This is a genomic window from Sinorhizobium kostiense (genome assembly GCF_017874595.1).
GTDB lineage: Bacteria > Pseudomonadota > Alphaproteobacteria > Rhizobiales > Rhizobiaceae > Sinorhizobium > Sinorhizobium kostiense.
This window is the reverse complement of the sequence record NZ_JAGILA010000003.1, coordinates 104,834-126,528: the sequence shown is the minus strand read 5'-3', so window position 1 is coordinate 126,528 and position 21,695 is coordinate 104,834. Positions and strand designations below refer to the sequence as shown.

The following is a 21,695-nucleotide window of genomic DNA, read 5'->3' as shown; positions in this document are numbered from 1 at the left end:
TGCAGTCTCCACGCAAATCCTTAATCTGTGCAATCTGCTCCCCGTGATATTGGGGAGCACAAGTCCGAACCGCGTTCACAAACAACCTTGCACTCTCTTGCCTTCAAGCATCAGGCGCACCTTTGCAGCCAATTCCCTTGGTCGGTAAGGCTTGCTTAAAAAGTGGAGCCCAGGATCGAGCCCACCTTGATGAATTATGGCGTTGTCTGTGTATCCGGAAGTAAACAATACAGGTATTTTTGGTCGAATCCTGCGAGCTTCCTCCGCCAGCTGACCTCCATTCAGACCACCTGGCATGATTACGTCGGTGAACAGAAGGTCGATGTCAGCGATGTCTCGCAGAATGTCCAGAGCCTCTTGACCGTTTCTAGCGGAAATGACCTGGTAACCAAGATTTTCGAGCTGCGCCGCTACATAGTTCAGGACCAGCTCATTGTCCTCTACTAGAAGAATCTTCTCCGTGCCTTGGGGCAGTGCGGCCTTCTCCGGACTCGATCTCGTCTCTTTCTCGCCCCGAACGGCTCTCGGAAGGTAAACCTTGACTGTCGTTCCTTGGCCGGGCTCCGAGTAGATCTTGACATGCCCGTTCGACTGTTTGGTGAAACCAAAGACCATGCTGAGGCCGAGGCCGCTCCCCTTCCCAGTCTCCTTGGTTGTAAAGAATGGCTCGAAGACGCGCGCGAGGATGTGGGGTTCCATCCCAGTCCCTGTGTCAGAGATGGCTACTACCACGTATTGACCGGGAGCAATGTCCGAGTTCCAATCCGCATAGTGTTGATCGAGAGAAAGATTTCCGGTTTCAATCGTCAAACGTCCGCCGCGCGGCATCGCGTCGCGCGCATTAAGGCAAAGGTTCAGGATCGCAGCCTCAAGCTCGGACGCATCAACAAACGCATTCCAGAGGCCGGCTGACTGGATGAATTCGATTTCTATGTCTTCGGAAAGTGCTCGCCGCAGCAGACCGTCCATATCCTTCAGTAGCGAATTGAGATCGACCACTTGCGGCTCGAGAGCCTGCCGGCGCGCGAAGGCGAGCAGCCGATGTACGAGGTCAGCACCTCGTTGAGCGGCAGCTGAGGTCATTTCCGCAAGGCGGCGAAGGCTCTTGTCCTCGCTCAGCCGTTCGGCGAGAACCTCCGCGTTGCCCAAGATGACCGTTAGAAGATTATTGAAGTCATGCGCTACGCCGCCCGTCAGCTGCCCCACGGCCTCAAGCTTTTGAGCCTGCCTCAATTGCTCCTCAATCGCCAGGCGCCTCGTTATGTCCGAGTTGATCGAGAGGATGGATTGCGGACCAGCAGCACTGTCACCCATCAACGAGCAGCGAGCCTCTACGGTAATGCGGCTTTCGTCCCTGCGCCGTTGCACGATCTCGCCGCTCCATTCCCCAGTCGCCACGACAACGGCGACGTAAGCGAGGGGATTGGATTCATCGCTGTAAAGCAGTTGTCCAAGCGATTTCCCGACTGCTTCTTCCGCCGTCCACCCGTAGATCCGCTCTGCGCCCTTATTCCAGAACAGAATTCTATGGTCGATGTCATGCACGATAATCGCATCCCGAGCCATGTCGAGAAGCGCCGCCTGTTGCGCAAGCTTATCTTCCGCTGCCTTGCGTGCTGAAACATCACTCATACCACCTACGCATCGGACCGGCTTTCCATGGCGGTCGTAGATGATGTGTGCAGTATCCTCGACGTATGCAATCGAGCCATCGCCACGAAAGAACCTGTATTGATCCTCCCATGTTTGTTCCATGGAATCCATCGCCGCTTGAGTGGAACGTAATACACGCTCTAGATCGTCCGGATGAGTGTGCGTCTTCCAAAATTCAAGATTGCGACGGCTTTCTTCGGGAGAGTGGCCGAATACTGCCTTGAGGCCTTCGCTCCACCAGATAGTATTGGTAACAACGTTCCAATCCCAAATCACGTCCGCAGTTACGTTTGAGACTGCGCGGAACAACTCCTCGCTTTCACGCATCTTCTGTTCAGCAGCCAGACGCTCGGTGACATCCAAGGCCATAATCAGCCTCGCACTTCGGCCTTCGAAGTCGAAGGCATGGGACGATATCTCTGCGAAGATGATCCGGCCGCCCTTGAGGCGATGCCGCCAGATGCTTGGCTGCTCGAGATCGTGGCGCCCGTTGGTTACACTTTCTAACAAGGCGGGCACATCTTCGGGTGGAAGAATGTCCCTGATGGTCATCTTAAGAAGATCCTCCCGAGAGTACCCGTAGCGGGCAACGGCAGCGTTGTTTACCATCAGGAAACGGAAGGTTTCGGTATCGTATACCCACATGGGTTGTGGGTGAGAATCGAATAGCTGTACGTAGTATGATTCACTTTGTTGCGGGGCGCTGCGGTTATCATGAGTTATTATGGTGGGTTGTACCATCGCGATCACACCAAGTTCATCTGCAGGTTAGGGCCTCCAGCCATCAAGCTTTGGCGGCTTCATGTCGGCGATCCTTACATCGGCGTCGAGATCGATGTGCGAGCCCATACATCTCGATCGGATTGAGCCGTCCGACAAGGTACCGGTAGGCTTTCGATGACCGTGTCCAGGAATTCGCGGGTCGAGCGCAGTTCGCCTTCGGGCCGCTTCGACCACAGCGGCAGAGACCGTCTGTTGTTTACGTCGTGTCCGTCTGCAGTCGTTTTCCCCGACATGACGGCGGCTCCTCCCTTACGACTGTTACCCTATTCACACGCACTTGCACACCAAATGTTAGAAGTCGTGAAGATGGTGCAACATCCAGATGGAAGCATCGTTAATTTCGAAATGGAGATCTCGATTGAAACACGTTGGAAAATGATCCTCTCGCGCCCAGGCGCGCACCCCACGCCTTATGGTGCTATCCGACGCGCTTGTTTTGGCGCTATCCGCGGTCGCGCCGGCCCAGTGCTGGTGGGTGAATGCTGTCGGGCGAATGACGGGACGTTTGTGCAATCCTGTTGGCGCACTGGCTGAGTAGGTCACTGTCTCCGCCGTGTGGAATGGCGGTCGGCCCATCTATTCCAGCTCTCACAGATGGCCACCCGTCCGATGATGCCGGGACGTTCCAAGAGGATTTTCAGTGTCCTGATGACATCGGCCGCGCCCACCAGGGAGTCCCTGACCTCTTCGGCCGAAAGGTCGCGAGCGCATTCCGAAGGTATCCGGAGATCGGATCAGAGCGTCTCGTGCACGATGAGCCTCTACAGCGCCCGCTTGTTCGCGCGAGTCGCGGATAGTGTCTATCGCGCGGTCAAAGAGCGACTTATCTACATAGTGTGTGAGTGCGAGCATTCGGGCAATCGGCCCGTGGCTCGCCGAGCACTCGCCCAACAACTGGGCAGTCGAATGTCAAGCCCAACCCAAGTGCTTGCGCTTCGCCAGCTTCAGGAAAAGTCCAAACCAGAAGCGGTACTCTGGCGTGTCCACGCCGCGGTACGCTTCGAGAGCGCGGTAGGCGACCGAGGTGGTGGCGTCTTTGCCGTGCTCAGCCATCGCTGCGTCGATAGCATCTTCTTCAGTCAGATCTCGCCATTCGATCATTAGCTGTCCTTTCTTCGCCGGCATGCTCTCTTTTGCGATCCGCCAAGCTCGGGCACCTTCATCAGCCGAACTTCAGGCCCTTCTTCTTGCGAACAGCGGGCATCGATGCGGGTTTCCTTCCCAGCCCCGTCGCGCGTGCGAGTTCCGAGCGCTGTCGAGTATAGTTCGGAGCTGTCATCGGGTAGTCGGCTGGAAGCTTCCACTTTTGGCGATACTGCTCCGGCGTCAGACCGAACTTTGCCATCAGGTGTCGCCTGAGAGATTTGAATTTCTTGCCGTCCTCCAGGCAGATGATGAAATCGTCTGTCACGGATTTCTTGATCGGGACTGCGGGGCGTTGCTCCTCCGCGGAGGGCTCGATTTTGGATGGTCGATAACCCCCATCCAGCGAGTCGTAGGTTTGCTGAATAAGATCGGGGAGCTCGGCGGCGGAAATGACATTGCGGCTCAAATAGGCGGACACGATGCGGCTGGTGAGCTCAAGTCTCCGTTCCGTTATATCTGGGCGCGATTCCGTCAATGATCTTCTCCGAAGCATGTCACTAATTGTAATTGATCCATGTAAAGAGCAGGTATTTCGGTCGGAAGGAAGGCGGGATGAGAGAAAGATGCTGATTATCGACAGCTTTTGTGGTCCTCTGTTCTCGTTTGCGATCGCGAAACGGTTCGGGCCTCGACAGCGGCTCCGGCTTTCCGTCGTGGTCGCCTCGCATCCCCTGACTTCATCGGTATGAGGTATGCTGCAGGATCTCGTCTGCGCAGCCTTTCCTCGCCGGCGAGATAGGCATTTACTTTAGAGGCTCAAGGGGTGCGGTGGCGGCCCGCACGCTCGCGTCTGGCGTGCCAAGAAAAGGAGGCGCCGGTTCGCTTGCCGCTCATCCTTAGACAGACCGGCGGCGTCCAGGTCCGGATTCGGCGCCCGGCTTCTTCGTCGATGAGTCGTTCTCCTATGAGCGCCATGATAGAACGGGGCAGGGGAGGTCCTGTCCGCTATGTGCTGTAGCGGACCGCACGCACATCCGAGAGATGATGCGCCGGTCGGCCAGTTGCCAAATGGTTCACATTGGACGTGGGACCGGACCATGCAGAAGGCCAGATCAACCGTTTCTAGATCGGGGGAAATGGAGTGCCGTTTCACCGGGAAAACATCAATAACCGGTTTAAGTGGACAAGCCTTACTTGGTTGGCACAGCGATATGGTGGGCAGTGCAATTGAGCTTGCGTGGGCGGTGTGACGATCCAGGGGCGAGGGCCCTACTCAACTGAAGGAGACCCGCCGCAGCGCCGCCAAGCATGGGAGCGAGGATATAGAGCCAGAGTTGATCGACTGCGGCTTCTCCTGCGAAGAGCGCCGGACCGAGCGAGCGGGCCGGGTTCACGGAAGAACCGGAAACCGTGATGCCGGCAAGATGGATCGCGACCAGGGTAAGGCCGATCGCCAACCCGGCAAGCGCGCCAGCGCCGCCCTCTGCCGTGCTGCTGAGCACTACGGTCACGAACAGGAACGTGGCAACGAACTCGAACAGGAACGCAGAGGACACCCCGTAGGCTGCCCAGCCGTTCTGAGCGAAACCGTTTACGGCGATATCGAAGCCATCGACTTTATCCGTTGCTATAAGGTAAAGCACGCCTGCCGCCGCGATCGCCCCGACACACTGGGCGGCGACGTAGGCGACGAAGTCACCCGGTCCAAGTCGCCGTGACACGAGGAAACCGAGGCTGACGGCCGGGTTGAGATGCGCGCCTGAGATTGGACCGACCGTATAGGCCATCGCCACTACGGACAAGCCGAAGGCGAGAGCGATGCCCAAGGGGCCCACCTCCGAATGCATGAAGAGCATCGTGCCGCAGCCGAAGAAAACGAGTGCGAAGGTTCCGACGAATTCGCAAATATACTTGTTCATGTTCGCTCCGTTACCTGAATTTGCGTGATGGTCTGTGTTGTAATCCCGGAGCATTCGATACTCCGCGGCTCGGCCGAGCATTCGGCGTTACCGACACGGTGTCCCAGCGTCGTGGAGATGACTCGCGCAGCACCGATAATTCCCGCGTCGTGCATTTTCTCGAACTCCCCAGGTCGGCGTAACAACCAAAGTCGCTTTGCCGCTGAAATCCATCGCGATCACTTCGAGATCACCGGCACTGTGCTGCAATCGAATTCTGCCGATTTCCACGCATATGGCGTGCCAAAGGAGAAAACTGTTTAATAACAACGCGATCAATTCGATAGCGCTCTGTCCAGTATCCGACAGAATCGAGAACTCTACAGTGAACGCTTGTCGCCTCTTGGACAGCATGAAGGACCAAGTCGCAAACTTCAGCCGGACGACGCAGCGGTACGGATCGAACTACCTATGTTAAAACGTGACCGGACCCACAGTCGCTTCGCCATTCTTAACCATCAACGACTCTGTTTGCTTTGTCGCATCGACAAAAAGGTGGCAGGACATTGCGCCAGATCAATGCGCGTTCAGAGAGTGTAGCTGAGATTCGAAGAGTTGGCGCAAAGGAGGAACGCCATGACACACCCCCAAAATTGGAGGTCCGCGTTCGCAGCAGCTCTTGATCGGGCACGGAAACCTGCTGTTTCGCCCGGCGACCCGGCGAAGGCGGCACCGCAAGCCACCGGGCTAAGAGATGATACACGGCCGGCCGGGAGTGAGCCGGGAGAACCCCATCTTTTGCTCATGCGGATCGAGGCGCTCCAGCTCAATCCCACCCGAGTCAAAGCCTTGATGCCAGCCGACTTTCGCGTGCTGGCCCACGTTTGTGACTATTGTCAAGACAAGGTGAGGTGCGAACGTGATCTTCTCTATGAGGCAGCCGGCAAAGCTGTTAGCTGGGAGAATTACTGTCCGAATGTCTATCGGTTGGAAGCGATGGGTTTGCTTCAAACAGTTCGCCCGCAGTCGACGGGGCGCAGCGTCGGCGCCCGCCAAGAGCCTGCGTGAGTCCGCTTGAGAACCTCTTGGGCCCGGTCCAGTACCGAAGGGTCATCCTGAACTATGCGGATTGCCCGTTTGAAGTGCCGTGCCCTGGAATCCCGCGCTTCATGGCGGCTAGCGTCGGTCCTGACCATAACCTCCACATGCAGTCGGGCACGCGTGGACGAACCGGCCGAGGCCTGAGAGTTTCGGCGCACGCTGCATCATTAACTCGACAGTGTCGGGCTGTGCCAGCGTTAGAGGGTCCGCTCCAAAGCGAGCATGTAGTGTGCCGCCGACGGAAACTTTTCTGCTTGTGTTGCACCACCACAGTCCTGCCTATCCGCTATTTTAAGTGAGAGGCTTGCCCGGCGTCAGAGGGAACTGTTCCATATGTATTGCTTGTCTTGATGGTCTTCCGACCTCGACGACGCGTAAACCTCCACTGTTCAATCGCCAGCCTCTACACCACTTCCAACTTTAGGTCTCTGCCAGCGATGTCGATCAAATGGGAACATAACGTAATCGCGCGCGGTGAGCGGCTCGGGCTGGTCTCGGAGGCCAACTTCCGGCCACTCATTCTTGCTTGGCCAGTATGCCGTTCGAAAAACGGTGTCCCAGATCGTTGTAAAAAACCCATAGTTTCGGCGCCGGTGATGCGCCTCCAACGAGTGGTGAATGCGGTGGAACTTATTGTCGCCAATGATGTATCGAAGCGGCCCAAGATTGATGCGGGTGCTGGAGTGTGAAAGATGGGCCTGAAAGGTAATCAGTGTCATGGCAACAACGGGCACTACGCCAGATTCGAAGTGGAACAGCCTGAGTGGTAGTGCTACCAACGCCGCGTAAACGAGTGGCTCGGAAATGTGATGATGGCAATTCCATGCCGTCAATTCGCGGATCGAGTGGTGAGTAGCGTGCATGCGCCAGAGGAGCGGAACAGCATGCTGTGCGCGGTGCATCCAGTAGTAAAAGAAGTCGCCGACAATCGCGACTAGAACGCCTGAAAGGACAGCCAATCCAGTATTAATGATTGCGTTGTCAGAGTGAAGCAACGTACCGAAATTGATCGTCACGAGCGGCTTTACCCCTAGCCAGCCCAAGCTCACAGCGAAGAGGTGCCAGACAAACGCTCCGAATCCGAGGCGAATAATCCAATTCCGCACACCGCGAACGTATGAGGCAAAACTGTATCGATAAGCCGGAAAGGTTAGCTCCAGCGCGGCGCAAAGGGTAGCGAAGATCAAAACCAGCTCAAACGCGTTCACGAAGAGCTGGATCATCTGATTAACATCGAGAACGTGCATTTGTTTGCTCCGGCAAAACGTTCAAATGCTCCAACCTCAAGTCGGAGTGACTCTCATCAACGCGGTCGTCTTCGTCACGAGGGTGAGTCCAATTGTTATGAATCTCCAGCGCGGCGCGATAAATTCGGGTCGGCATCGGATCGTTATCCCCGCAGAAATCATGAATTGCATATAGCCACGTGATGCCATTTTCCTTTCAGTGCCATTCAGACGGTGATCATTCCGACGGCACAGCGGCGCACCGCGAGGATGTGCTATGCGGCATTTTCGCAGACTGGTAAAATCAGTTGTTTGGATGAGACCCATCCGTGTCCCAAATGGTTGGAGGAGCCGAGTAGGTGACGTGGATCGGTACTCCTTATTGCCCTATCTCCTCGTTGCAGCTCTCTCCGCGAGCTCGCGCCAGACTGTCGGGTTTGTCGAGTCCGCAACACGGCGATGTTCGGCGGGGCGTGCCGCCGCATTCTCATTGAAGCCGTTAAATATCACGCTGACCTGCCCCTGAACTTTCATCCAAGGCGATTAGAGGCTTGGCGGTTGTCGTTATTGTTGTCGCCGATCAAGGAGGATGACGTTTCCTGTTCCAAGGCGCGACTGGCGGCAATCAGCTCCGAAGACGGTCGAAGACCATACCCTCGCGTCGGCAGCTGGTGAATTTCGTCAATAGTCCTGAGACCGCGCGTGCGACGAACATCGTCAACAAAATCTGGAGATGTTTAGCCTCTCTAGCGGTACGAACATCATGCAAGCGCGGCCTTCATGCCTTTTTGTAGAGCTTCCGGATCCCTCGAAGAAGCGTCTTGAGTTCGGGTTCGTCGACTGCGCAGGCTGCTTCCTCTGGCGAGAACCACTGAAGCTGGCGTTGTCCCATCTCCGGATAGTCTCGTTCGAGCTCCGAGACATTTAGCAAGTGAACCTGGACGAGGGCGGGCGCTGCTTCTGGTCCCTTCAGTTTCTTGACATAGGTGTAGTGCCCGACAGGTTTCTTTTTCACCTGCCCCCGAACCCCGGCTTCTTCCCACGCTTCTTGTCGGGCAACCTCATGCGGCTTTTTCCTGGGTATACGGCAACCTTTGGGGATGACCCACCGGCCACTGCCTCGGCTGGTGATAAGCAGAACTTGAATGTCGTTCGCTGCCTCCGGATTCGGCCTCACGCACACCGCGGCGTATTGGGCGATGACCTTACCCTTCAAGCGCTGGTCAGATACCTTCATCAGCTCGGATAGAGCGGAACGGTTCGTATTATCAGCCGGCATACGCCTCCTTCCTTTTTAGCGCTGAAACCATCAGCCGGTGCGCTCGTCGGTAGCTGCTGCTGACGCCGCGCCTAAGAGAGAGGTTCAAGAAGCATGCCAACTGCACAGCAAGAGCCGTCCTGGCATGATATTTAACGGCTTCAATGAGAATGCGGCGGTCGGCCCGGCCAACAACAGCGTGTCGCAGACACGACAAATTCGACAGTCTGGGCGATGCGGTGCGGAGCCGGCGATTCGACTCGGTCAGCGCACGCTACGAGAGCTGTAACGAGGAGATAGGCCCTCACGGACCATATTCCATCCGAACACTGGCGCGGTGCGTTCGTCGTGCCTCCCGTTGCAGCGACCGAACTTGGGCGGAAGCCCTTAGCGACGATGGAGGATGGCGGTTCTCGCGACTCCGCCGCGCGCGTGCCTCGCGAACTCGACCGCGTCCGCGACGAAAGCGGCGCACCGAAGATGAGCCGCGGCATCCCGATCTGGCCTCCGGAAAGCCGTGGCCTATTTTTGTGTCCGATCCCAACGTGGAAGACAGCGGCTGATTCATCAAATGCTTGGGCCGGCAGTACGGACGACGCGGATATCGGGCGGGGATGCGCCCGCCTTCGCTGGCGTATTTCGTTTCAGGAGGCACGCCTAGCGCCTGGCAAAAATCTTCCTGGTGTATGCGGCGCACGACGCCGCTGGCATCGCGGACACGGTCATATCTTTCGACCAGAAGAAACGAGCGTCCTTCCGCAGACCGCGGTTCGACGGGGGCGACGTCTAGGTCGATTGTGGCGCCGAGCTTCATAACGAAGGCTTCGTTTTCGGTCGTCCCTGGGAAGCGCGCGATCGGCGGCTTAAGTATGTGCGTGGTCGCCAGGCCGGGAAAAGCGGAAGCGCGATCCGCCCGTCAATCAGAACAACTGGCACTTTCGATTGCGCGCCGGCCAACGATAGTCTCAAGCCTTCCTCGCCGGCCAGTAGCGGCCGCGTAGAAGTGCGTCTAGCACGCGAACGATTCCTGCGTCGTCCAGAGGCGTCGGCTGCTGGTCCGCAATCGGTCCTGTCTCTATGGGTTCCTGATCGTCCGGCAAGAGTTGAAGAGCGCCGGCAACATCGCCGCCCAAGCGATCGAGTAGCGCGAAATCATTTGCAGGTGAGACGCCCAATGCTTGCGCTGCAACCAGGCGCTGCTTTCTTCGGGCAGTAGGCCGCCAAAAAATGGTCTGCATTCACGACGGGAAAAACGCTCCGGGCGCTTCGGGAGGGAGGCCGAAAGCGGAAGTGTGCTTTCATTATCAAGCCAAGCTTCAGCGTAGGCGAAGCCGATATCGCCGTGGCTATCCTAGCTGAATTGCCCGACAATTCGACCATCCCACCAGACGTTGAGAACCCTTGCCGTCATTGTCTGCGTTCACCAGGAGCCAGAATATCGATCGAACAGCCGAGCGTTTGCAGAACCTGCAACACTTTTCCTATCTGAGCTGTCGGCTTGCCCGCCTCGAGATCGACAATGAACCGGAGCCCGACGCCAGCAACGCCTGCAAGCTCGTCCTGCCGCAAGTTTTGCTCCTTGCGTGCACTTCGGACCAGGGCGCCGATATCAGATGGAGTTTTAACCCGTTTTGCCATTATTATTTCCCGCTCGGGAAAATAGCAGCATACTTGGCGCTCTGTCGAGATGAATTTTCCCGGACGGGAAAATTAACGCGGCTGGATGATATCTTGGGCAAATAAATTCCCGAACGGTAAACTTTATACAAGGTTGGCTCCTGAAATTCTTCGAATTCGGCAGGCTCTGAGTCCCAAGCCATGGTAAGCAGTTCCTCGTCACGGTTAGAGATGCAGCGAATCAAGGTGCGATCTGCTGCATGGCTGAGTCTTCATGGCGATGTGAACCGAATAATGTGGGCTGTCGCTTTCGGCATCGCTTGAGGCCGCCGCTTGAGGACTTCGGCTTAGTCCGAGATGACGATGACGTCTCCGAAGCCGCGATACCCTCGCTGCGAACCGACGCACATGGTGATCCCCAAGGCTTGCGCTGCCTCGCTCAGATGCCGGTTGATGGCCTCGGCGGGTGGCATGCCGCCGGTCATGGAGCTGATCAGCAGCGGCGCGCGTACGGTCTTGCCCAGCAGCTAGGCGCACAGGTCGATCTGCGTCAGGTCCAACTCGGGCACCCCGCAGCGTCGCTTCGGTAGCGGCTGGTCGAGGTCTGGTAGTACTGCGCGCGGATGGCGGCCATGGCCTCGATCAAGGGTCCCCACGGCGCGGGAAATCGTTCTTCCGCCATCACCCGGTGCAGCATGCGCGTATGGCCGGCCAGCTCGTCATTGAGGAACTCCACCACAGGCATAGCCGGATAGCGCTGCAGCAGCAGGATCGTCGCGTTGTCGGCCTCGCCGGCCGACCTGTCCTTGTCGCGTCCATGCAGATCGTTCTGCAGGCGCCCTATCGCGGAGATGAGCCGCAGGACCTGGCGAAACGCCGGGCGCGCGCGCAAGGTCGCCATGTCCAGCCCCCACAGCAACGACAGGCAACAGAACACGTTCGCGTAGGCGATCGAATCGATGCCGTTGTGCAGATACTCGGCGTAGGACCAGCGTTCCGCCCCTGCCGCCTGCGCGTGGCCGGCGCGCAGTGCCGCGCAGTAGTACCTGGTATCGTCGAGAAGCTGAGCATAGTCGCGACGATCGTAGGCGAGCGCGGCGAGCGAAGCGCGCAGCACAGCGCAGCCCTCGAATCCGGGGAGCGCACACGGCACGCCCCGCCCCAGCGCCTGCTCCACCGCGGCGAGCTGCTCCGGCGCGATCAGGCCAAGGTCGTTGCAATCGTCGAGCCAGAAAAGCAGCGCCAGTTCGCGATAGAACGCCACGATCAGCGTTTCGTCCTGCGGATCGCGGCCGGTGCGGGCGCTGGTGTCGCGCAGGCTCGGGTGGATGCGCTGCAGGACGTACTGGCCACCCCTGACCGCTTCCACGGCATGCTCGTCGGCGAACCCGGTCAGGGAACGCCCCCACTCCAGCACCTGCTGCAGCGCGCGTTCGGTCTGGATCATGGCGCCGCTCCTGCTCCCTCGGCCAGAACGCGCCGCCCCCAATGAAGCGCCAGCCACAACCCGGCGAGTTCGGCCACGCGCACGACCCGGGTGGGGCAATACAGTTCCTTGCCGATCCACAGCGGCATCTGCGGCAATGCATGCGCCGCATGGCGGGCGAGCATCCACTCCAGCGCACGCGCCACCGCCTGCGCGATGCGCCGGCGCCCTGTCGGCTCTTCGCTCCCGTCCATCACGTGCAACGCGAACAGCGCATAGGCGGTTTCCTCGAATGTGGACGCGCGACCGGCGCCCCAGCCGCCGTCGTCGCGCTGCGCCTGCAGCAGCGCCGCCAGCGCGCGCTCGTCGCGCCACTGGGGCTTGCCTTGTGCCAGCGCAGCGACCGCATGCGCGGTGGGATACAGCCACGAAACGTGCCATTTTTCGTTGTCCCATAGACCGTGCGGGTTGCGATTGGCCTCCAGGTAGGCGCTGGTGCCGACGGCGGGCTTTCCCAACAGTCGCAACGCATGCAGGGCATGGATGTTGGTCGACACCGATGCATTGCGCTCGCCGGGGAAGGTGACGAACAGCTCACCGATTTCGAAATGGCGCAACGCATCGACCGCCGGTTCGCGGCCTGCAAGGCGCAGGACGCATAACGCGACGGCGGTGTCGTCCCCATCGGCCGCGAAGTGCAAGGCCGGGCCCAGACCGCGCACGCCCAGGCGGGCATCGAGCTGCGCGACGATCACGCGGACCGCCTCGGCGAGCGCGGGATGCGCGAACAGCCCGGCCAGATGCAGGGTGTACAGCGACCAGCATGGCTCGAACACATTGATCGGCCAGACGTTGGGAACGACACCTTCGATGCCGCTGCGCGTCGCCCGCGATGCCGCCTGCAGATACGCGTCGGCCCGCCCGAGCTGCGGTGTGCTCCCCTTTCTCACGGCGTGCGCACGCCACGCGGCGGTGGCCGCCGGACTGATGCCGATGCTGCCGTCGTCATCCGGGCATGCGGTGGTCGGCGACGTCCCCCAGGCTTCCCAGGAGTGCAGCAACGGATGGCCGCTCGGCAACGTCGCCACCGTCCCCAGCTTGGCCAGGCACGCTTGCCGCAACGGCAACAGCGCCGGGTGGCGCGGAAACGCCACGCCGCCCGGCAAGGATGCGGCCTCGCCGCACAACTGCGGCAGGATCAGCTCCGCGCCGATCGGCGCGTCTTCCGGCACCGCATGCGCGTAGGGATCGGGCTGGCGCTCGAGGAACCGGGTTGCAGCCTGGACTGCGTCGGCAGCGCCGGGAAGAGGGTCGGCACGCTGCAATGCCAGCAACGCCGCCCACGTGGGCGCATGGCGGAACAGCGGGAAGTCCGCGCTTCCCCATCCGCCATCGGCCTGTTGCTGTGCGATCAGCCACGCGTATGCGTCCTGCCGACCGATGACGTTGCCGTGGAACTGCAGAGCTCGCGCCGTGTCGTAGACGGACGGACCGACGCTGCCGCCGTCGCTCATCCCGCTCAGCAGGTGGCGCAATTCGGAAAGGATCTGTTCGGACAGCGCGTTCACGCGGGATCTTCCTTCTGCAGACGATTGACGAGAACCAGGACGGGCAGACGCCGCGGACTCGGACACAGTGCAGCGTGCACCGCTGCCGCCGGCCGATCGCAGCGGCACAGGGGCGACTCCAGGCGGACGGGCGCGCTCATGCGCATGGCGCGTGCTTGAACAGATACGCGTTGGCCCGCTGCAGCATCTGCGCCAACCGTTCCGCACGCGGCCCCAGCGGGGCGATGGCCTCCCCGGCGTCGCGCAACAGATCCAGCGCGAACTGGCGCGCTGCCTGCAGCCCCATGATCGACGCGCAGGTCGGCTTCTGCGCCGCCGCGTCCTTGCCGGAGGTCTTGCCCAGCGTCACGGTATCCGCTGTCGCGTCTAGAATGTCGTCGACCACCTGCAACGCCAGGCCGAGACAGGCGCCGTAGCGATCGAGCGCACAGTACAGCGCAGCGTGCGCGGCATCCTCCGCGACGGCGCATAGCGCGCCCATGCGAACGGATGCGCGCACTAGCGCTCCGCTCTTCATCCGGTGCATCGCCACGATCCTGTCCAGCTCGACGTGCTTTCCGACCAGCGACAGATCCATGGCCTGCCCGCCTGCAGCACCCTCGGCGGATACCGCCTGCGCCAGTTCGCGCACGAGCGCGATACGATTGTCGCCCGGCGCATCCAGGCTCGCCAGGGTCAGGAAGGCGTGCGCCTGCAGCGCATCGCCGACCAGGATCGCAGTGGCTTCGCCGAACTTGACGTGCACGGTCGGAAGGCCGCGGCGAAGCACGTCGTTGTCCATCGCGGGCAGGTCGTCGTGGACCAGGGTACAAGCGTGCATCATCTCGATGGCGGCGCCGACGTCGTCGAGCATGTGCGCCGGCGTGTCGGCCAGTGCGCCGGCTGCCAGACAGAGCAAGGCGCGGGTGCGCTTCGCGCCATGCAAGGTGGCGTAGCGCATCGCCGCCATCAGCTCGGTCTCACCGTCGTCTTCGGCGCAGAGAAGACGCGCCAGCGCCTGTTCGACCCGCTTTGCGCCGTCCTGCATCCAGATCTCCGTCAGCAGCCTGCCGGATGCGCCGCGCGCCCGCGCGCCCATTCCGCCGAGGGCGGAAACGCCAGTTCGGTCGTCGTGTAGCGTGGTACCGGTCTGCACGTTGTTCATGTCTTTGTACCTGACAGGCGACGGCCACGACGAGCGGCGAGCCGCCGCGGTGTTGCCGGCGTCGCACCGAGCGCGCGCGCTGGGTGCAGCAATGCCGCGGGTCGCGGGCGCCGCTGCCTCGCCACACGGGGCATGCGACGCCTGCTCATGAGAATCCGATGCGGATTGTCATGGACGGATGTGCGGTCGGGTAATAGCGCCGGCCTTTTTCGACGCCGCTCAGCAACCGCGGCCGCACCCCGGCCTTGTGCATGGTCAGCGCCAAGGCGATGCAGAACTGCACCAGTTCCAGCCATACCAGGTGGTAGCCGATGCAGACGTGTGGGCCGGAACCGAACTGCAGCATGTCCACCGGCCGGATCGGCTCCGTTCGTTGCAGCCACCGCTCCAGGCGGAACTGATCAGGCGCCTCGTGCAGCAGCGCCGAGGTCGAGAAATGCAGCAGCGGGATGCACAGATCGGTGCCCGCGGGAATGCGCCGTTGGCCGAGTTGCAATTCCTGCAGCGCGCGACGCGGCAGGAGCGTGACCGACGGATGCATGCGCAGCGTCTCGCGGAACAGCGCCTCCGCGACCGGACACTGCGCCAGGTCCGCGTGCCGGGTCGGCACCGCGCCCACGCGTTGCGCCTCCTCGACCAGGGCGTCCCACAGCACAGGCTGCCGCGCCAGCTCGATCACCATCCAGGCCATCGTCGAGGCGGTGGTGTCGTGACCGGCAAGCAGCAGCACGCGGATATTGGCGACCAGGACGTCATCGGAGAGCGCATCGTCGCTGCGATCGAAGGCGCTCACCATGTCGTTGATCAACCCGGTGCGCGCGGCATGCGCGCGCGCGTCGCGGACGAACTGGCGCAACTGCGCGTCGATCCAGTCGCGGGCGGCGCGGCCGCGCCGCAAGGGCAGTCCGGGCAGGTCGATCCGGGGCGCAACGATCAACTGCAGCAGTTGCCGGTACTTGCGGTGCCATCCCGGCAGGTCCTGCGTGGGGATTCCCATGAGGCTGAAGATGAGCTTCAGCATCAGGTCCCCGGTCTCGCGCAGGATCGTTACGTCGCCGCGGTCGCGCCACGCCTGCACCCGCGCCCGGATGACGGGCGCGAACAGGTCGCCGATGCCGGCCTGGGTCAGCCCCTTGGGCAAGAACGCCGCCTTGATCGCATCGCGCGCCTGCCGGTGCGCGCCGCCGTCCTGGGCGACCAACGTTCCGCCAAGCAATTCGGGCGCGATCTCTTCGATCAGCGCCGAGGACATATCCTTGTGCCGGAGCAGTGCGAACGCATCCGGATCCATGCAGGTCATCTGGCGTCCGGCAGGGCCGAAATCCAGCCAGAAATGGCTGCCCAGCATCCGTTCCGCGCGCCGTAGCAGGCGCGGCAGGTCGCAGACGATGGCGGGAAGATGCCCGACAAGGGGGTAAGCGCCGGGCACGACCGGGATGTCATGCCGCAGTCGGTGCCGACGGTCCAGCGGGTTGAGCAGCATGTCCATCAGCAGCGCTCCGCTTCGGCGGTGTCGCCGGCAGGCCGCCGGGCGGGGCTGTTGCCACCGTCGGCGTACGTCGGCACATGTGCCAGCATGCCGCCGTCGATGCACACGACCTGGCCGGTGATGAACGCAGCATCGTCGGAGAGCAGGAACGCCACGAGCGCGGCCACGTCCTCGGGGCGGCCAACGCGCGGCAGGAGCTGGTGCCGGCGCAGATGCCGTTGCATGCACTCGTCCAGCTTGGCAACGAGACGCTCGGTCATGATGAGACCCGGCGCAACCGCGTTGCAGCGGATCTGCGCATGACCGTACTGGGTGGCGAGCGAGGCCGACAGCATGTTCATCGCCGCCTTCGACGCGGCGTAGGACGTCTGCGCGGTGTCACCGCTGAGACCCTGGCACGACGACATGTTGACGATCGCGCCACCGCCGCGGGCGATCATCCGTGGGATGGCCTGCCGGCAGCAGAGCAGCGTGCCGCGCAGATTGGTCGCCATGGTCTGATCCCAGACCGCCAGGTCCAGGTCGAGGATCGTGCGGTCGCGCGGGGTCAGATGCATGGCGCTCGCGTTGTTCACCAGCAGGTCCACCCCACCGAAGTGCCGCTCCGCCGTCTCGAACAGCGTTGCCACCGCCTGCGCATCGGCGATGTCCACGGCCAGGGCCAGTGCGTGGCCCGCTTCGGCCGCGATCTGCTCCGTGCAGGCGATGGCCGCCGAGCCATCAATGTCGGCCACCACCACTCTGCCGCCCTCGCGCGCGATGGCGAGGGCGCATGCCTTGCCGATGCCGGCGCCGGCGCCGGTCACCACGGCCACCTTGCCTTCAAACCGTCCCATCGTGTCCTCCTGGATTACGTTGGTCTTTCGCGGCCTGCCGCTCGGCCTCCGCCGGACAACGCGCAGGGTCGGCGCTGGCGCGCTCGTCATCGCCAGCGTCGCCTTCGATGACCTGAATGGCGGCGACCGGGCACTGGCTGGCCGCGAGCCGCACGGCGGCGTGCAGCGCCTGCGGGACCGTCGCCACGCACAGTTCGGCCACGCCGTCCTCTTCGCGCTGGCGAAAGGTGCCCGGCAGCGTCAGCACGCACTGCCCGGTGGTTCCGCACAGATCCTGGTCGATCACGACGCGCATCTCAGCTCCCTCACGCATGCAGCCGCACCGGCAGCGCGCGGAACGTCCTAAGGAACGCGGAGGGCTCCCGGGTCGGCTGCTCGGCCAATGTCAACGTGGGGAAGCGCGCCTGGATCCGCGGCAGGCTCTCGGCCAACTGCACCCGGGCCAGTTGCGCACCGAGGCAGACGTGGATGCCGTGGCCGAAGCTCAGCATGATCTTCCCGTCGGTCGACATGCCAGGACTGGTGCCGTAGAACCGCGCGGGATCGAAGCGGTCGGGATCGGCGAAGGCGTCCGGGTCGCGATTGCCGGCCGCGATCAGCACGCGCACGTCCGCGTTCTTCGGGATCACCACGCCGCCCAGTTCGATGTCGCGCTGGGCGATACGCGGAATGGAGCTGAACATCGCGGGCGCGTCGCAGCGCAGGACTTCTTCGACGAATGCCTTCACCCCCACGGCGTCTCCCTGCAGCCAGTGCCGCTGTTCGGGATACGCCAGCATCGCCAGGACCGCATGGCCGATGGTCGCAGCAGTGGTGGCGAAGCCGCCCAGCAGCATGCCCCACAGCATGCTGATTAACTCCGCATCCGACAGCGTGTCTGCATCGTCGTCGTGTGCGCCGACCAGCATCGACACGATGTCGTGGCGGGGATCGGTGCGCTTGCGCTGTATGAGGTCGCCGAAGTAGGCCTGCACCCTGGCGCTGGCCGCGTCCGCCGCGGCGAGCTGGGGATCGCTGGCGTGCGGGCTCAGGCCTTCCATAATGGCGCCGATCCCGGCGGCGAGCCCGAACATGACGTCCTGGGGCATGCCGAACAGTTCGGCGAAGACCAGCATGGGCAAGGCCAACGCGAATTCCCGATGCAGGTCCACCGCCTCCCCGCGCTCCAGCGCGGGCGCCATGTCGTCCAGGCGCGCTGCGACGATGCGCGCGATGCTCGGCCGCAGGTTGTCGATCTGGCCCATGGTGAAATCGCGCGAGATCAGCCGGCGCAGACGCGTATGCGTCGGTGGGTCCTTCATCGCTAGCGTGGACGCCAGCAGATTGAGCGACAGGCTGGTCGCCGCACGCGGGAAATAGCGCGCCAGTTCGCCCGGCGCCGGTCCCCGAAACGCGTCGCCCGTGGCCTGGAGCACCCAGTAGATGTCGGCGTGGCGGCTCAACAGAAAGAGGCCCGACGCCGCGCGATGCACCGGATCGTGCTCGCGCAACCACCGCATGAACGGATACGGGTCGTGGATGCACGCTGGCAACGCCAGTTCGGCGAAGGCGTCCCGGCATGCTGCCGTGGTTTCTTGGACGTCCATCTTGATTACCTGTTGGCTGGCTGATCTGACCGGCGCGCGCCAGGCGCGCCGGCAAATTGCGGAGAAGATCGCGATTCCCGGCGGCGTCCGCGCATCACCAGAGCACCGGGAACTCCTCGAACCCGCCAGTGATGATCTCCTTGCGCAACTTCAGTTCTTCGGGTGCCACGGCCAGGCGCAGCGCGGGAAAGCGCTGGAAGATCGAACCGAACACCACCTTGAGTTCCAGCCTGGCCAGCGCCATGCCGATGCAGTAGTGCGGCCCGTAGGAGAACGCCAGGTGCGGCTCTTCTTCGCGTCCGATGTCGAAGATTTCCGGGTCGTCGAAATGGCGCGGATCGAACGACGTCGCCGGCAGGCCGACCAGCACCTTGCTCTCCGCGGGAATATGCACGCCCGCGATGGTCACGTCGGTCCTCGGATAACGCATGATGCCGTCCCAGCCCGCGCCCGGCGGGTACATGCGCAGGATTTCCTCCACCGCCTTGTCCACCAGGGATGGATCGCCGACCAGCTGTTCGCGCTGTTGCGGATGGCGGAACATGGCCAGCAGGCCGAATTCGATCTGCGCGACGGTGCTCTCGTGCCCCGCCACCAGCATGCCCGCCGCCAGGCCGATCGCCTCTTCCTCGGTCGCCTTGCCCTGGTCGACCGCCGCGAGCAGATCCGTCAGCAGGTTGTCGCCCGGATCCTGGCGCTTTTCCCGCATCTTGCCGCGAATGTAGGCGCGCAGTTCTTCCCAGGCCAGACGCGACGCGCTGCGCGGGCCGCTTTCATGCTGGTGCGTCATCACCTTGTCGGAGAGCCCGGCGAAAAAGGCGTGATCCTCGTAGAGCACGCCCATCAGCGCGCTGATGACCATGGCCGGAAGCGGAAAGGAGAGGTGGCGCCGCAGGTCGGCGGGCTGGGGCTGGGCCGCCAGCGTCTCGAACAACTGCGCGGCGATCGCCTCGACTTGCTGCGCGAGCAGCTTCACCCTGCGGTCGCTGAAGGCCGGCGCCACGATCGTACGTAACCGGGCATGCTCGTCCCCCTCGTGCGAGACCAGCCACCCCGGCGAACCGAGAATCACACAATCGGGGGTGAATGCCGCCGGCGGCATTCCCGCCGGCCGGAACGCCGCGTCGGACAGCACCGCCTTCGCCTCGTCGTAGCCTGTCACCCACCAGCCTTCGTGCCCGGACGGGAAGCGCACGCGGTGGATCGGACCGTTGGCGCGTAGCGCCAACATCTCGGGCGAGGGCTCGATGTGATCGACGCGCCACATCGGCAGCCTTGGCAAGGGTTGTTCGGACATGGTGGCACTCCACTCTCTAAGCGATGAAGGGCATGCCGGCGTGTGCCGCCGTGCAACTAGGGCAGCAAGAATCGTACCAACTGCGCAGGGAGCGCCTCAGGTAAACTGCTCTGCACATCATTCAATGTCTTAACTGAGCGCGGCACGCCCGGGCCGAACATCACCATGTCGCGGACGCGACAAACTCGACAGTAGGCGGGGTCGGTTCCGGCTGAGGGCGAAATGACACTCTAAGCGTGGTGGGACGAAATTAGGGCAGTGGTTTGCGGAAATAGACAACTCGATCGGTTTCATGGAAGCCCCAGTTTCCATGCGTCTGATGCGACCGTCTATTCCTGATTTCTGCGTCTAAGCAACGCTCGTGAAAGCCTTCTAGGCCGGCGCCACGATCGTTCGTAACCGGGCATGCCCCGCTCGTGCGAGACCAGCTACCCCGGCGAACCGAGCATCACCGTATCCGGGGTGAATGCCGCGCTCTCTAAGCGATGGAAGGGCGGAAGGTGACCGGCAGGCGCTGCGGACAGCGAATGACGTAAGACGGCAGGTAGACGACGTCCTCCGCGGCGATGGACAGCGCCAGATCCTCCAGCCGCCTGAACAGCGCGGGGAAGGCGCAGCGCAATTCCAGGCGCGCCAGCGCGGCGCCCAGGCAGAAATGCGGCCCCTCGCCGAACGACAGGTGCGGGTTGTGCCGCCGGGTGACATCGAACCTGTCGGCGCCGGGACCGAAGGCCTTTTCGTCCCGGTTCGCCGCATGGAACGCCATCAGGACGGCGTCGCCGCGGCGGACCATGCATCCGTCGATCTCCACGTCCTGGGTGGCATAGCGGAACGGCAGATTGGCGACTGAGCTGCCCCAGCGCAGGATCTCCTCGATCGCCTGTGACCACGGAACTTGGCCGCTGCGCACCAGGTTTAGTTGCTGCGGATGCGTCAGCAATGCCAGCACGCCATTGCCGATGACGCCGGTGGTGGTCACGAAGCCCGCAGAGAGCACCATGAACAGCATGTCGATGAGCTCGGTGTCGGAAACGAGCTCGCCGTTGTCGCGCGCGACGATCAGGGCCGAAGCCAGATCGTCGCCGAGCTGGCCCCGCTTGAGCGCGATCAGGCGACGGAAGAACTCCGGGATGCGCTGCCGCGTCTGTCGCACCTCTGCGGCTGTGGCGGAGGTGTTGGCTAGGCTGTAGGTGAGCGCGACGATCTCCTCGCGCTGTTCGTCCGGCAAACCGAACAGTTCGGCGATCACCTTGGTGGGCAGCGGAACGGCGAACTCGCGCATCAGATCGGCACTGCCGCCGCGCTGCGCCATCTCGGCCAGGAGTCGATCGACGCATTGTTCGATCCGTGGCGCCAGCAAGGCGATACGACTGGGCGGGAAGCTCCTGGACAGCAGGCCGCGCAAGCGCCGGTGATCGGCGCCATGCGCCGTGACCATGTTGTCCACTTTGCACATCCCAATCAGCGGATGATCCTCGGGAATCTCGCCGTCCTGCAGCGCCCGCCACTGTCGCCAGTCCCTGTTGAAACGCTGGTCGGAAAGTATCCGCCTGAGCGTCTGGTGACCGCCTGCCGCCCAGGTCACCACATCGCCTGGCAGCGACACTCGCGCCATCCCCCCCTGCTGCAGAATCGCAGAAGACAGATTATCAAGGTGCGTGGGAGCGACCGACACACCGATCACATCGCGATTATCGTTTTTTACGCGCATGCCAACAACTCCTTAG

General features: G+C 62.2%; 17 protein-coding genes and 3 pseudogenes. 1 reads left to right on the top strand and 19 read right to left on the bottom strand.

All coding sequences use genetic code 11. The features are described 5' to 3' along the window. Window positions 1-75: 75 nt before the first annotated feature. The 6 genes from J2Z31_RS13330 to J2Z31_RS13305 all read right to left on the bottom strand — a co-directional run bounded on the left by J2Z31_RS13330 (window position 76) and on the right by J2Z31_RS13305 (window position 9,026). Window positions 76-2,394 carry a PAS domain-containing hybrid sensor histidine kinase/response regulator gene (locus tag J2Z31_RS13330; protein ID WP_050577621.1) on the bottom strand — a complete coding sequence of 773 codons (2,319 nt, stop codon included), beginning with the start codon at window positions 2,392-2,394 and terminating at the stop codon, window positions 76-78. Between the two features lie 951 nt (window positions 2,395-3,345). After that, entirely contained in the window at window positions 3,346-3,537 is a 192-nt protein-coding gene (locus J2Z31_RS13325; protein WP_028002574.1) for a hypothetical protein, read from the bottom strand. A gap of 61 nt (window positions 3,538-3,598) precedes the next feature. Continuing rightward, complete coding sequence (locus tag J2Z31_RS13320; RefSeq protein ID WP_209602385.1) at window positions 3,599-4,057, bottom strand: MucR family transcriptional regulator; 459 nt, start codon at window positions 4,055-4,057, stop codon at window positions 3,599-3,601. 655 nt (window positions 4,058-4,712) lie between these two features. Beyond that, window positions 4,713-5,441, bottom strand: a complete 729-nt coding sequence (locus J2Z31_RS13315) for an MIP family channel protein (protein WP_209602384.1) — start codon at window positions 5,439-5,441, stop codon at window positions 4,713-4,715. Window positions 5,442-6,910: 1,469 nt separating this feature from the next. Further along, window positions 6,911-7,768, bottom strand: a complete 858-nt coding sequence (locus J2Z31_RS13310) for a sterol desaturase family protein (RefSeq protein ID WP_209602383.1) — start codon at window positions 7,766-7,768, stop codon at window positions 6,911-6,913. A 757-nt stretch (window positions 7,769-8,525) separates the two neighbouring features. Continuing rightward, window positions 8,526-9,026 carry an NUDIX hydrolase gene (locus J2Z31_RS13305; RefSeq protein ID WP_209602382.1) on the bottom strand — a complete coding sequence of 167 codons (501 nt, stop codon included), beginning with the start codon at window positions 9,024-9,026 and terminating at the stop codon, window positions 8,526-8,528. 294 nt (window positions 9,027-9,320) lie between these two features. Between J2Z31_RS13305 and J2Z31_RS29970 the strand changes: the two are divergent. Then, window positions 9,321-9,473, top strand: a pseudogene (locus tag J2Z31_RS29970) (hypothetical protein); the annotation flags it as partial. Between the two features lie 172 nt (window positions 9,474-9,645). Here J2Z31_RS29970 and J2Z31_RS29965 read toward each other — a convergent pair. From J2Z31_RS29965 to J2Z31_RS13245, 13 genes and pseudogenes are all read right to left on the bottom strand, one after another. Next, window positions 9,646-9,876 (bottom strand): annotated as a pseudogene (locus J2Z31_RS29965) (HipA domain-containing protein); the annotation flags it as partial. Window positions 9,877-10,080: 204 nt separating this feature from the next. Beyond that, window positions 10,081-10,341, bottom strand: coding sequence for a HipA N-terminal domain-containing protein (locus J2Z31_RS29960; RefSeq protein WP_408022036.1), 261 nt, complete (start codon window positions 10,339-10,341; stop codon window positions 10,081-10,083). A gap of 71 nt (window positions 10,342-10,412) precedes the next feature. Continuing rightward, window positions 10,413-10,643: a helix-turn-helix transcriptional regulator gene (locus tag J2Z31_RS13295; protein ID WP_037436056.1), complete on the bottom strand. Its 231-nt coding sequence runs from the start codon at window positions 10,641-10,643 to the stop codon at window positions 10,413-10,415. Between the two features lie 368 nt (window positions 10,644-11,011). Next, a pseudogene (locus tag J2Z31_RS13290) lies at window positions 11,012-11,197 on the bottom strand (type 2 isopentenyl-diphosphate Delta-isomerase); the annotation flags it as partial. Beyond that, window positions 11,173-12,069 carry a terpene synthase family protein gene (locus tag J2Z31_RS13285; RefSeq protein ID WP_209602381.1) on the bottom strand — a complete coding sequence of 299 codons (897 nt, stop codon included), beginning with the start codon at window positions 12,067-12,069 and terminating at the stop codon, window positions 11,173-11,175. The gene J2Z31_RS13285 and the pseudogene J2Z31_RS13290, both read right to left, overlap by 25 nt. Further along, the gene (locus tag J2Z31_RS13280; RefSeq protein WP_209602380.1) at window positions 12,066-13,616 is read right to left on the bottom strand and encodes a hypothetical protein; all 1,551 of its coding nucleotides are present in this window, start codon (window positions 13,614-13,616) and stop codon (window positions 12,066-12,068) included. The genes J2Z31_RS13285 and J2Z31_RS13280 overlap by 4 nt, the downstream gene beginning before the upstream one ends. A 136-nt stretch (window positions 13,617-13,752) precedes the next feature. Continuing rightward, window positions 13,753-14,760: a polyprenyl synthetase family protein gene (locus J2Z31_RS13275; RefSeq protein WP_209602379.1), complete on the bottom strand. Its 1,008-nt coding sequence runs from the start codon at window positions 14,758-14,760 to the stop codon at window positions 13,753-13,755. Window positions 14,761-14,905: 145 nt separating this feature from the next. Then, on the bottom strand, window positions 14,906-16,249 hold the full coding sequence (locus J2Z31_RS13270) for a cytochrome P450 (protein ID WP_209602378.1): 1,344 nt from the start codon (window positions 16,247-16,249) through the stop codon (window positions 14,906-14,908). Beyond that, the gene (locus J2Z31_RS13265; protein WP_209602377.1) at window positions 16,249-17,085 is read right to left on the bottom strand and encodes an SDR family oxidoreductase; all 837 of its coding nucleotides are present in this window, start codon (window positions 17,083-17,085) and stop codon (window positions 16,249-16,251) included. Before J2Z31_RS13265 ends, J2Z31_RS13270 begins: the two co-directional genes overlap by 1 nt. Next, entirely contained in the window at window positions 17,072-17,380 is a 309-nt protein-coding gene (locus J2Z31_RS13260) for a ferredoxin (RefSeq protein ID WP_209602376.1), read from the bottom strand. The genes J2Z31_RS13265 and J2Z31_RS13260 overlap by 14 nt, the downstream gene beginning before the upstream one ends. A gap of 10 nt (window positions 17,381-17,390) precedes the next feature. Then, complete coding sequence (locus J2Z31_RS13255; protein WP_209602375.1) at window positions 17,391-18,671, bottom strand: cytochrome P450; 1,281 nt, start codon at window positions 18,669-18,671, stop codon at window positions 17,391-17,393. A 94-nt stretch (window positions 18,672-18,765) separates the two neighbouring features. Further along, the gene (locus tag J2Z31_RS13250; protein ID WP_209602374.1) at window positions 18,766-19,968 is read right to left on the bottom strand and encodes a cytochrome P450; all 1,203 of its coding nucleotides are present in this window, start codon (window positions 19,966-19,968) and stop codon (window positions 18,766-18,768) included. A 478-nt stretch (window positions 19,969-20,446) separates the two neighbouring features. Then, window positions 20,447-21,679 (bottom strand): cytochrome P450 family protein, encoded by a 1,233-nt coding sequence (locus J2Z31_RS13245; protein ID WP_209602373.1) that lies wholly within the window; start codon window positions 21,677-21,679, stop codon window positions 20,447-20,449. Between the last annotated feature and the right edge of the window lie 16 nt (window positions 21,680-21,695).

What these genes read in the sequence shown, in the direction of transcription:
- J2Z31_RS13245 (WP_209602373.1), bottom strand. Translation starts at nt 21,679, where the DNA reads ATGCGCGTAAAAAACGATAATCGCGATGTGATCGGTGTGTCGGTCGCT.
- J2Z31_RS13285 (WP_209602381.1), bottom strand. Translation starts at nt 12,069, where the DNA reads ATGATCCAGACCGAACGCGCGCTGCAGCAGGTGCTGGAGTGGGGGCGT.
- J2Z31_RS13305 (WP_209602382.1), bottom strand. Translation starts at nt 9,026, where the DNA reads ATGCCGGCTGATAATACGAACCGTTCCGCTCTATCCGAGCTGATGAAG.
- J2Z31_RS13270 (WP_209602378.1), bottom strand. Translation starts at nt 16,249, where the DNA reads ATGGACATGCTGCTCAACCCGCTGGACCGTCGGCACCGACTGCGGCAT.
- J2Z31_RS13265 (WP_209602377.1), bottom strand. Translation starts at nt 17,085, where the DNA reads ATGGGACGGTTTGAAGGCAAGGTGGCCGTGGTGACCGGCGCCGGCGCC.
- J2Z31_RS13330 (WP_050577621.1), bottom strand. Translation starts at nt 2,394, where the DNA reads ATGGTACAACCCACCATAATAACTCATGATAACCGCAGCGCCCCGCAA.
- J2Z31_RS13260 (WP_209602376.1), bottom strand. Translation starts at nt 17,380, where the DNA reads ATGCGCGTCGTGATCGACCAGGATCTGTGCGGAACCACCGGGCAGTGC.
- J2Z31_RS13255 (WP_209602375.1), bottom strand. Translation starts at nt 18,671, where the DNA reads ATGGACGTCCAAGAAACCACGGCAGCATGCCGGGACGCCTTCGCCGAA.
- J2Z31_RS13310 (WP_209602383.1), bottom strand. Translation starts at nt 7,768, where the DNA reads ATGCACGTTCTCGATGTTAATCAGATGATCCAGCTCTTCGTGAACGCG.
- J2Z31_RS13325 (WP_028002574.1), bottom strand. Translation starts at nt 3,537, where the DNA reads ATGATCGAATGGCGAGATCTGACTGAAGAAGATGCTATCGACGCAGCG.
- J2Z31_RS13250 (WP_209602374.1), bottom strand. Translation starts at nt 19,968, where the DNA reads ATGTCCGAACAACCCTTGCCAAGGCTGCCGATGTGGCGCGTCGATCAC.
- J2Z31_RS13295 (WP_037436056.1), bottom strand. Translation starts at nt 10,643, where the DNA reads ATGGCAAAACGGGTTAAAACTCCATCTGATATCGGCGCCCTGGTCCGA.
- J2Z31_RS13275 (WP_209602379.1), bottom strand. Translation starts at nt 14,760, where the DNA reads ATGAACAACGTGCAGACCGGTACCACGCTACACGACGACCGAACTGGC.
- J2Z31_RS13315 (WP_209602384.1), bottom strand. Translation starts at nt 5,441, where the DNA reads ATGAACAAGTATATTTGCGAATTCGTCGGAACCTTCGCACTCGTTTTC.